Origin of the sequence: Methylobacterium sp. Leaf125, assembly GCF_001423085.1 — a bacterium.
GTDB lineage: Bacteria > Pseudomonadota > Alphaproteobacteria > Rhizobiales > Beijerinckiaceae > Methylobacterium.
The window spans coordinates 1-10274 of the sequence record NZ_LMNU01000037.1 but is presented as its reverse complement, the minus strand read 5'-3'; the positions used below and the strand labels follow the sequence as shown (position 1 = coordinate 10274).

The window sequence follows — 10274 nt, the reverse complement described above, 5'->3', positions numbered from 1 at the left end:
CGCTTGCGCCATCACGCGCAGGCTGCCTAACCTCTCACCCCAGATGGACCAGAGCCTCCGCTCCTGAACACCGCTGAATGTCCCAAATCATCTGACGACGGACAGTCCGATGCCATGAATTTCCGGGCCTCCCGCATCGCGTCGGGCGAGAGATACGTCATCCCGAACGAGGGCAATCGGATCAGCTCCGCAATTTGAAGACACGTGACGTCCGAGCGAAGACTAGCTTCGCCACGGAGCGGGCGAGCGGAGCCAGTTTCTTTTTACCATGGACCGCTATCCCACGTTTTTGAGAGATGCCAGGCTGCCACAGCAACGTGGAAGGGCTGCCATCCATCCGGTCTTGCTTCCACTGACACGTCGAGTATCACGCCCGACAGACGTATATATCTAAAGGTGAGGCGCCTCAACGTCTAGCAGGGTGTTGAAGAAGTCCGTGGCGTGCCGGTGCTTGGCATGATTTACTGCTCCCTGTCAGTCGTTGGGGAAGGCAGATGCGGGGCTCGGATCGGCGTTCGGGGGCGTTGTTCTCGTATGTGGACCTGGAGGCTCGGGTCCGGTCCGATCATCCTCTACGGACCATCCGGCAACTGACTGACGAGGCGCTGGCGGCCCTGAGCGGATCGTTCTCGACGCTCTATGCGGCCCGGATGGGTCGTTCGTCGATCCCGCCCGAGATGCTGCTGCGGGCCATGCTCCTACAAGCGTTCTACTCGATCCGCTCGGAGCGGCAGTTGATGGAACGGCTGGAGTTCGACCTGTTGTTCCGCTGGTTCGTAGGGCTGGGCATCGACGATCCGACCTGGGATCATTCGAGCTTCACCCGGAACCGGGACCGGCTCCTGGCCGGTGAGATCGCCGCCCAGCTCCTGGCTGCCGTGCTGGCTCAGCCCCGCGTGAAGCGGCTCCTGTCCAGCGACCACTTCAGTGTCGACGGCACACTGATCGAGGCCTGGGCGTCTCTGAAGAGCTTCAAGCCCAAGGACCAGGATCGCGACAGTCGAGGCGAAGACCCGCCGCCGTCCGCCGGCGGGCGCAACGCCGAGGTCGACTTCCGGGGGCAGACGCGCTCGAACGAGATCCACGCGAGCACCACGGACCGAGAAGCCCGCCTCTACCGCAAGGGTCCGAGAATGGAGGCCAGGCTCTGCTTCATCGGCCACACCCTGATGGAGAACCGCTCGGGCCTGATCGTGGACACCCGCCTAACCTCGGCGGACGGCCACGCCGAGCGCATCTCGGCCTTGTCGATGATCGAACCAAGAGCAGATCGCCCCAGGGCGATCTCGCTGAGGGGCGACAAGGCCTATGATGCCGAGGACTTCGTCAACGAACTCAGGTCGATGAACGTGCGCGCGCATGTGGCCCGGAACACCAACGGCCGCCGCTCCTCCATCGATGAACGAACCACCCGCCACGCCGGCTACGGCAGGAGCCAGAAGATCCGCAAGCGCAGCGAGGAGGGTTTCGGCTGGATCAAGACCGTCGGTGGCCTGCGCAAGACCCGCTTCATAGGCCGCGACAAGGTCGGATGGGCCTTCGCCTTGACGGCGGAGGCCTACAATCTGGTCCGCCTGCCCAAACTGCTCGCGGCTGCGGCGTGAGCGTCTTGGGCAAGTGGCGGATCTTCGAATTGCGCGGCTACGAGGACGACTACGCCGACATGGTCGAGCCGGCCTACATCCTCTTCGAGAACGGCTGCGGTGAGTTCGCCTTCGGATGTGTCACCGGGGCCTTCGCCGGCGGCGCCGGCCGGCAGGGTGAGCGCGCGACCGTCGCGTTCGACTGGAACGGCAACGACGAGGGCGACGCGATCTGCGGCTCCGGATCGGCCGAGGTCCAGGCCGACGGCTCGCTTCGCGGCGAAATCCGCGTCCACGGCGGCAACGAAATCCCCTTCATTGCCCGCCGATGGCGGACTTCTTCAACACTCTGCTAGCGGCAAATCGAACACAGATTACCTTCGAAACATTCGGCGGCTAAAAAACTTAATAATAAAATCAGATGCTTAGGCCTCACCGAAAAGGACTATGCCCGATCGTTGAGGAGCTCAAGTCCCGCCATATGCGTCTCAACTGCTTGCACGACGTTTGTTGCCAGTGGGAGGTCCTTCTTTCCTTCTGCCCACGCCTCTTGGAAGCGCTCGACCGTCTCTGCGGCAGTGTCGAGGACAAGCTTTTCCGGAAGTCTCGCTTTTGCAGCGAGATAGCTGAGCTCGTCGAAGGACAGCTCGCTCATCCGCTTTGTACGGGCGTACTTGATCGCTGCGAGCTCGTCAGGGATGTAAGGGATGGTAGATAGGAAATCATAGGCTGGCGCGAGCGTGGCAGTTCGGCGGTCACGGTAGATTAGGGACCAGTTCTTAACGTGCATGTCAGCGTTGCCAATAAGCGTGTTGAATACCAAGCGGCGGATGAATTCTGCAGCTGCAGCGTCGCCGGCTTCTCCACCGACCACGTTCGCAATGTTGCGAGCACTAGCACGCTTGTACTTGTCATCAGGCCAGATTCCGAAGACCTGCGCAAAATCCTCGATATGGACAGGACCCGCCTGCGAGCGATCGAAGCGGCGGACGGCAAGGGCCGGCCCAGTCAGCTGACTGATCCCCGCCGGAAGGCCGTCGATGGAGTCCAGGTCCAGCAGCTCAAGATCCGGCACATCCATCCCAAGGCGGCCGGCAAGGGTCATCATGGAGAATTCGTTCTCTGGGACGCCCGTGTACCGCTCGGACGGGAGTTTGATGATCCATGAGCCGCCGACGCCTTCGACGGGAATGGCCAACCCCCCATTTTTCCCGCCGTTCTTCACCGCGGAGAATTTTAGCTGGATACCAGCCAGCGAAAAGCGAAGGACGTTCCGTTGTCGCGTCTGGCGTTCCTCATCTGTGCCCTTATCGAGACCTGGCGGCCAAGCCTCGCCATCCGCAGGCCGGATCGTGATCGCTCCGGGCAGATCGCGGCCCAGCATCCAGAGCAGGAAGAACTCCCTCTTTGGGTTCACGCCGGCCTGACGGGCCAGATAGTCCCGCAAAGGCCCTTCCGGTAGCAGATTCGAGAAGAAGGGCGGGACGGTCGTCTGTGTGGTGGGGATGTCCGTCAGGAGTTGGCCGAACTGGTCTTTGAACGACAGGCTGAGGACCGGCCGTTCGGGATCGTCGATGTACGACTGGTTGAAAGCGAATAGGGTGCGGCTGCCCTGTACAAGCGTGAGGGTGCCGATCGGCTCTTCGTAGAGGAGGACGTCCAGGACGGAGACATCAGGCATCGTCCTCCTCCCGATCAAGGGAATAGGCGGGACGCGGCGGCTCCGGCAGGGCGTGGGCGATACGGTTGCGCAACCCTCTCAGCTGCTCAGTGGCATGATGGATCGCTTGGCGGGCTTCCCGGCCCTGGCCCGCTTTGCGAAGCCTGTCAGTCGCGTTCTGAATCGTGCTGAATTCTGGGAGGCCAAGCTGGAAATTCGCGAGCTCGCGCAGGATCTGCTCCAGTCTGCGCAATTCAGAATTTTCTGGCTCCACCTGGGCGAGTTTTGCAAGTGCCGTCTGTAGGCGCGATAAGACTGTTGTGCGGTAACGGGCCTCTGAAGTTGGCGTCGGAGAGGCATTGCGTACGATCGCCTCTACGGCAGGCATCAGCTTGCGTGGAACAAATTTGAGCTCGAGGTCAAGGGCCCGTGCGATCTCGACCAAGCTCGAGAGCCGAAGGTCCGTCCCGCCGTTCTCGATCTTCGAGATGTGGCTCTGGGGAACGCCGATCTTCGCGCTCAGATCGCGCTGGCTGAGGCCTGCCTTGTCTCGAGCAGCTTTAAGCTCTTTCAAGAGCTCTTCGGTCGCATAATTCATATGATACGCCCCCGCATATCGTGACAGTTAATTGATATGTATCTACATATCAGAAAGGCCGCTATAGGGCAAGTTTGGATATGCAATCGCAGATCAATCTCGTCGCTTTATATGCATTCGCAGATCGACTGTCGGCCGCGTTGGCAGCGTAGGGCTACGTGCCTTCATCGCAGAACTAGATCTCTATCGGCTTGCCGCCCGTGGCCTGCGCGATCTCTGCCAAGCGGGTGAGGAAGGCTTTGTGGGATGGCCCGCCCCTGATGTCCTGACGGTACGCTGTCGGCAACAGGTGGAGAGGACCGATGATCAAGACACCCATCGCCGTGCTCGGGATCGACCTGGGCAAGAACACCTGCAGCTTGGCGGGATTGGACGGGAATGGAGCCGTCGTGCTTCGGCGACGCATGACGCGCGAGGCAGTAACTGCCTTCGCGGCGAGCCTGCCGACCTGCAACATTGCGATGGAGGCGTGGCTCCCGGCGTGCACTTCCTCGGTCGCACGCTCGCTGCACAGGGCCACACGATCCGGCTGATGTCACCCGAGTACGTGCAGCCCTACGTCAAGGTGCAGAAGACCGACGACCGCGATGCGGAGGCGATTGCTGAGGCCGCGACACGACCAACCATGCGGTTCGTCTAACTCAAGAGCGAGACGCAGCTGGACCTACAAGCATGGTGATGCATTCTCAGGGAGCCGCAGGCGAATCGGCTTAGGATGGTGCATTCGCGATGACGCTGGCCGGGTTGAATAAGCGCCTCTAGAGGTTGTCGCTTTTATGCAACATAACGTAAGTTCGTTAAGTTGTTGGGGCCTGAAGGTATGAGCCATATTGCCAGCTCACCGGCAAGTTGATCCAATGAAGTAACAGACTGCATTTTATAGCGGTATGCTGCTTCGGGCAGCCCATATGTCTGACTTCGCCGTTTGAGAAGGCCGGAAAATGGCAAAAAAATTTATGCGATCATTGTTGGTGATTGGTTTGTTGGGGGGCGTCGCTGCGGCATGTAATCCGCATCCGCTCCCCGAAGACAATACCGGTCTAAATACGACGCAAATCGTGGCAAAGGTTCGTTGTGAATTACGAGATGGTATTCGAAATTATTTGACCAGCTTCTTGCTCGATCCTGAAATCGTTAAGGCTTATCCGCGGTATGCTGAGCTTGCATATGGTCTTCGCAACGGATCACTCAAATGGTCACGCCTTCGCGAGTATTTCAAGATCTACGACATACATCCGGAGGCCATTAAAATCATCGACCGGTATAACGACGCAGCAATCGCTGCCGAATTCATCTTCGATATGACGGAGATAAACAACGCGGAGGGTGGTATCGATTTCCTGGGGCCGGTTGGCGGGGGCATCTTCTCCGCGGGATTAAGCGCCTCAGCGACACTAAATCGTAACAACCAACGAACTATCAACACCATAGATAGCTTTGAGCCGCTAATAACTTTTTTTGACAGTCAATATTGCAACTACCCTGATACGGTTGTTGATCCTAATCGCAGTGCGAATGATGGAAACATTGTCTATCCCATCACCGGATCACTCCGTCTTCAGGAAATGATTGGGAGCTTTCTGAACTTAAATCAATCTGGAAATTTGACGGGGCTTACGAATGCAGTAGGCGAAGGAGGCGGGCTTCCAACAACTCAAGAGATCATGAAGTTCACTACGAAGTTATTTGGTGGTGGTAATTTCGGGCTCACTGGGAACGCCAGTCCAAGAAGCGTACTGATTTCAAAGGTTGGTGCTACGAAGTTTGGAAACGAGCGGACGGATGTTCATTCGCTAAGAATCATCATAAAACTCCCGCTGGAAGATAAAAAACGAACCAGAACAATCGCTGAGCAGAGGCTCATAGAGCTCAACCGTCCTATCCCTCAGGGCGACAACCGCAAGCTAATACAATATAGCGCAACGGTTGATCTTAGTTTAGCCCCAGAGAAAGAATATCTAGAGGCAAAGATCCAAGTTGCCAAAAATCTAGGAATCTTGCTGCCGAACTGAAATAAGCGCTGGTGTCTATCAGTTGGAGAATAGGTAATGACTCTAAACGACCAAGATTTACCTGAAGGAAAATCTGTCGAGCTGTCTATCGGCAGGCTGTTCGAAATACTTGGGGCGTTGCACGATGACGGAATCTTGGAAAAGGCATCAACGGATTTTCGCGAAGATCTTTTTCAAAGGGATGTAAGCGAAATTCCAGCGGTGGCCAATTTTCTCGATAAAGAGTTCGGGACTGATAGAACGATACGCCTTCAACGCGTCGTTGAAAAAGTTGTCGAAAAGATCAAAACTGGTGAGGCGTCCGCAGTTGTGAATTCTGTCGGTGCGGGTCTATTACTTTTCCCAGCAGAAAAGGCTAAAGGTTTTCTTGATCATCTCAAGAATTTACAGGAGCAAGAGAGTTTCGACGAATTTAGCGCGAACTTCACATTGCCCCAAGCGGGTATCGACATACCCGATGTAGGTGAAAGCGTTGCGCGAAATTATCGGTATGATCGACCAAGAGTTAGATTTGAATGTGGAACTTGCGTAATCAGACCTTAGTCCTCGCTATCGCCGTTCACGGACTGCCGCATTAAAAAAGGGTCTCCAATCGGAGGCCCTTCATGTATCAGTATTAAATGAGTATCATTTGAATTTATTAATCAAAATTTTTTGGATATTGGAGATCGAGTCATAGTGTTGGACTTTACCAGCGCCGCGATAAGAGGCGGGGAAAATTTCAACTTATGAAGATAATAGCAAGCCGGTATTGGAATTCATCGGACGGGCGATAGGATCGTTTTCGACCTGAATGGAAGGGGAGGCTTCTAGCCCGTCTTATTCACCGGGGTTTGGCTGGCGACGTGTTTTGGACTGGCGGCGAGCGGGCTCGTACGTCTGTTTTGACGCGTATGGGTTCGGATCGTTTTGTCGGCGTTTGAGGGACGGGCTTAGGTTCGTCGGGGCGTCTCGGCCCCATCGCTCAGGCCGGTGGCGGGGCGAGCGTGATCGCCAAGTGGCGCAGCAGGTCTGCCTCCGGACAGGCGGCGGCGAAGGCGAGACGGACGCGGGCAGCGGTCTCACGGACGCGGGCCCCGAGCTTGAGCAGGCGCAGTCGGATCGTGGCGAACTCGGCCTTGGCTAAGCGATGGGAGATGGGGATGGCCTCCCGAACGGCGAGCATCAGCCAATAGGCGGCGGTGTGCAGCACGAGGCGCATCTGGTTGGCGGCTGGATGCCGGCAGGAGGTGCGGTCGGAGGCGAGCTGGCCCTTGTGTAGCTTGATGAGGTTCTCGGCTTGGCCGCGGGCGCAGTAGAGTTCGGCGTAGAGCCATTCGGGCGTGCCGGTCGTGATGTTCGTGACCACGTAGCGGATATCGAGGCCGAGCCGGGTCGCCTCGATGCGGGCGGCGACGCGGCGTTGCTGCCGCCAGGACTTGGCTGCGTGCGTGGTCTCGGCAAAGCCGCGCACCGCATCCTTGTCGCCGATGGCGCGCACCACCCGGATGGTATCGGCGATATCCTCGACCTTGGCGGCGAGCGCCTTGGTGCCGGTCAGGCCGAAGACGTAAGCGACGCCGTTGTCCTCGCACCAGTCCATCGCCTCGGGCCGCCCGTAATGGCCGTCGCCGCGGATGGTGATCGCGGTCGTCGGCCAGTGGCGGCGGATCGCCCGGACCAGACGACGCAGATGCCCGCGCACCTCGCGGCCCGAGGGGGGCTTGCCCGGCCGCAGGATCATCGCCACCGGGCGCGAGGTGGCGGTGTCGTAGACGTGGATGGGCAGAAAGCAGCGTTCGTCGTGGTGGGCGTTGAACAGCGACAACTGCTGTTGGCCATGGACCACATCGCAGGTGTCGTCGATGTCCAGGGTCACGGCATCGGGCGGCGTGGCGTAGCTGGCGCAGTAGAGGTCGACCAGCACCCGCCCGAGCCGGATCAGGTCGCGCAGGCCCGGCGTGTTCTCCAGCCGCGAGACAGTAGGCTGGCTCATCAGGTCCGCGCCGCTCTCGGGCAGCCGCCCGCAGGCGAGCTTGAAGGCGGGATCGGCGCACAGGTGGTCGAGGTCGTCGGCATCCTCGTAACCGCAGGCAATCGCCAGGATGCGCGCCAGCAGGATCTCGGACAATGGATGCACGATCCGGCTCGGATCGCGCCGGTCCGGGATCACCGCAGCGAGCTTCTCGGCGATGCCCAACCGTCGGGCGGCCTGGGCCAGCAGCAGGACACCGCCGTCCGAGGTCAGTCGTCCACCATCGAAGGCAGCTGTGAGCTTCTTGCCCCGAACGGATGGAAACGCGAACGGGAGCACCGTAGGATCGGACATGGCGGGCGTGGCGAGCTCGATCTGGTCTGGGGTCTTGGCGTCAGCACCCAATCCCTAAGCCACATCAAGGCTTTACGCTACGCTCGCCAGCTTCGATCCACCGTCCTCATGAATAAGACGGGCTAAGAGGTCAGCTTCGTGCATGGGGACGTAAAACACCTGCCCAAGCTGCAAGACCACGAACGCGTTTCAACGTGACGCAGGGACGTCACCAAGACAGCCTGTTTCAGGCGGAAGCGGTCCTGGACTGCTTCGACCGCTTTCGTGTGGAGCGACCGCAGAACGAGCCGCCCGCGTCATCTGCGCCTCGGATCTGACGTGCAGGTCCATGATTGACGGGAGGCGTCGGATCCTGGCGGGACGAAGCTGCTGCGTCATTTAGGGCGTCATCGATCTCGGTACTGGCCGCGCCGAAGTTAGAAGAGCGCGCTCGTCAAATTTTTCAATCGATTCGTTCTCACGCTCGCTCAGTTCGACCACAGAGCTGGCGGCGTAACACTCTCCCATAGAAGGCAACCGTGGAATCAAAACGCGCTAGTTGGCACTTTTCGACACAATGCAAGCGGGAATCGCTTCAGATTATCGAGTCGGATCGCTATAGTGGATGCTTGCAGTCTACCGTTGACAAAAGAGCGAATCGCCTGAGATCTTGCGTAGACGGTTCTCAGTGATCGGCCATGCGCTACATCTCCTGCCTTTTCAGAGTTTTCGCTATCGCGCTGCTCCTGGCGACGAATGCCATCGCCCAAGAAGCGCAGTACATGAAGGAGCGCCCGACCAAGCGGATCGCGCTTGTGGTTGGCAATTCCATCTACGCCAGTGCCGAGCCCATAGAGAGCGCGAAAGTCGATGCTGAGCGGATGACGAAGCTACTCCGCTCGCTCAACTTCGAGGTCATCGAAGCCATGAACGTCGAGGACGTCGACACGTTCTACGTGCGCTACTTTGACCGCTTCCTGTCGAAGATCGGTCCCGGCGATTTCGCTGTCCTGTACTTCTCAGGACACGGGATGTCCTACGGGGGTGAGAACTACCTGGCGACAACAGGTTTCCCACCGACGGTGCCGGAAGGCGAAATCTCGGATCATTTCCTATCCGTCCAGGGGCTGCGTCGCCTCACGACCGCGAGAAATCCGGGCTTCGTTCTCATGTTGCTGGATGCCTGTCGAAACATAGGCGCGCTCATCAAAAAACCTGACTCGGACACGCCGGTCCTCGTACCGAAGGGCTTGGGCCATGAGCGCATCGACGACACCAACGTCGTGCTCGGCTTCGCTACGCAGGAAGGCGGCATATCCTTCGGCAGCAGTGAGCCCGGTGCCATGAGTACCTATACCGAGGCCGTCGTCGAGACGGCCCCAGTCGAGGACAGGGAACTCAGCGATTTCTTCATGCGGGTCCGCTTCCTCGTCCTGAACAAGACGAAGGACACGAGCAATCAGCAGACACCATGGCGGACGGATTCAAACTCCTCTTACATCTACTTCATGCCGTCCAAGAGAATACTCGCGCTAGAACTCGAGGCTTGGAAAGCGGCCTTGAGATCTAAGGTACCCGTCGACGTCGAGGCTTTTCTGAGTTTCTACTCGACGAGTCGCTACGCGGACGCGGCGAGATTGTGGCTGAAGGAGCACGGGACCAAGGAGCGACCTTCGACGAAGGTTCTTCCTACGGCTCTTGAACGAGCATGGACCGGCCGCGGCAGCCAAGCGACCCCCGTAACCCGTTTCGATGGCCCCTTCTCGTTGCCGCGTAGGTCAACGGTGACGACGGAGGTCACTGCCGCCGCATTAGCCGCCACCGCTGCCGCCACCGTCCCCGGATCCGATGCCGGCATCAGTCAGGTTGTGCAAGCCAAGATCGGCGCAGACGTGTTGCTGAGCGCCGGTTCCACGACTTTGACAGCGGCGCTGTCGGCTCGCGAGTTCCCTTCGGCGTCCGCACGTGAGGTGGCGACCGTTCCCTCCGGTACGACCGTAAAGGTCGAAGAAGTTGTTACGCTTGGCCCCTGTCCGTCGTCAGATGATTTGGGACATTCAGCGGTGTTCAGGAGCGGAGGCTCTGGTCCATCTGGGGTGAGAGGTTAGGCAGCCTGCGCGTGATGGCGCAAGCG

General features: G+C 58.8%; 8 protein-coding genes and 1 pseudogene. 6 read left to right on the top strand and 3 right to left on the bottom strand.

Going from position 1 to position 10274, the window contains the following annotated elements; translation table 11 throughout:
- Positions 1-494: 494 nt before the first annotated feature.
- Positions 495-1604 (top strand): IS5 family transposase, encoded by a 1110-nt coding sequence (locus tag ASF58_RS19990; protein WP_055956693.1) that lies wholly within the window; start codon positions 495-497, stop codon positions 1602-1604.
- Positions 1601-1939 (top strand): hypothetical protein, encoded by a 339-nt coding sequence (locus ASF58_RS19985; protein WP_055956690.1) that lies wholly within the window; start codon positions 1601-1603, stop codon positions 1937-1939. Before ASF58_RS19990 ends, ASF58_RS19985 begins: the two co-directional genes overlap by 4 nt.
- Positions 1940-2028: 89 nt before the next feature.
- Here the strand turns inward: ASF58_RS19985 and ASF58_RS19980 are convergent, their stop codons facing one another.
- Together ASF58_RS19980 and ASF58_RS19975 are read right to left on the bottom strand one after the other, a co-directional pair.
- Positions 2029-3264, bottom strand: a complete 1236-nt coding sequence (locus ASF58_RS19980; RefSeq protein WP_055956687.1) for a HipA domain-containing protein — start codon at positions 3262-3264, stop codon at positions 2029-2031.
- A complete protein-coding gene (locus tag ASF58_RS19975) occupies positions 3257-3841 on the bottom strand; it encodes a helix-turn-helix transcriptional regulator (RefSeq protein ID WP_055956683.1) in 585 nt (194 codons plus the stop codon). The genes ASF58_RS19980 and ASF58_RS19975 overlap by 8 nt, the downstream gene beginning before the upstream one ends.
- Positions 3842-4143: 302 nt before the next feature.
- Between ASF58_RS19975 and ASF58_RS25355 the strand changes: the two are divergent.
- From ASF58_RS25355 to ASF58_RS26240, 3 genes and pseudogenes are all read left to right on the top strand, one after another.
- Positions 4144-4478, top strand: a pseudogene (locus ASF58_RS25355) (transposase); the annotation flags it as partial.
- A gap of 304 nt (positions 4479-4782) precedes the next feature.
- A complete protein-coding gene (locus ASF58_RS26245) occupies positions 4783-5853 on the top strand; it encodes a hypothetical protein (protein WP_156375813.1) in 1071 nt (356 codons plus the stop codon).
- 36 nt (positions 5854-5889) lie between these two features.
- Positions 5890-6396 carry a hypothetical protein gene (locus tag ASF58_RS26240; protein ID WP_156375812.1) on the top strand — a complete coding sequence of 169 codons (507 nt, stop codon included), beginning with the start codon at positions 5890-5892 and terminating at the stop codon, positions 6394-6396.
- 421 nt (positions 6397-6817) lie between these two features.
- Here the strand turns inward: ASF58_RS26240 and ASF58_RS19960 are convergent, their stop codons facing one another.
- Entirely contained in the window at positions 6818-8161 is a 1344-nt protein-coding gene (locus ASF58_RS19960) for an IS1380 family transposase (protein ID WP_055956696.1), read from the bottom strand.
- 677 nt (positions 8162-8838) lie between these two features.
- On the opposite strand from ASF58_RS19960, the gene ASF58_RS19955 reads away from it, so the two are divergent.
- Complete coding sequence (locus tag ASF58_RS19955; RefSeq protein ID WP_055956677.1) at positions 8839-10248, top strand: caspase family protein; 1410 nt, start codon at positions 8839-8841, stop codon at positions 10246-10248.
- The last annotated feature ends 26 nt before the right edge of the window (positions 10249-10274 follow it).

Coding starts and splice junctions, on each gene's coding strand:
- ASF58_RS19990 (WP_055956693.1), top strand. CDS start 495: ATGCGGGGCTCGGATCGGCGTTCGGGGGCGTTGTTCTCGTATGTGGAC.
- ASF58_RS19980 (WP_055956687.1), bottom strand. CDS start 3,264: ATGCCTGATGTCTCCGTCCTGGACGTCCTCCTCTACGAAGAGCCGATC.
- ASF58_RS19975 (WP_055956683.1), bottom strand. CDS start 3,841: ATGAATTATGCGACCGAAGAGCTCTTGAAAGAGCTTAAAGCTGCTCGA.
- ASF58_RS26245 (WP_156375813.1), top strand. CDS start 4,783: ATGGCAAAAAAATTTATGCGATCATTGTTGGTGATTGGTTTGTTGGGG.
- ASF58_RS26240 (WP_156375812.1), top strand. CDS start 5,890: ATGACTCTAAACGACCAAGATTTACCTGAAGGAAAATCTGTCGAGCTG.
- ASF58_RS19960 (WP_055956696.1), bottom strand. CDS start 8,161: ATGTCCGATCCTACGGTGCTCCCGTTCGCGTTTCCATCCGTTCGGGGC.
- ASF58_RS19955 (WP_055956677.1), top strand. CDS start 8,839: ATGCGCTACATCTCCTGCCTTTTCAGAGTTTTCGCTATCGCGCTGCTC.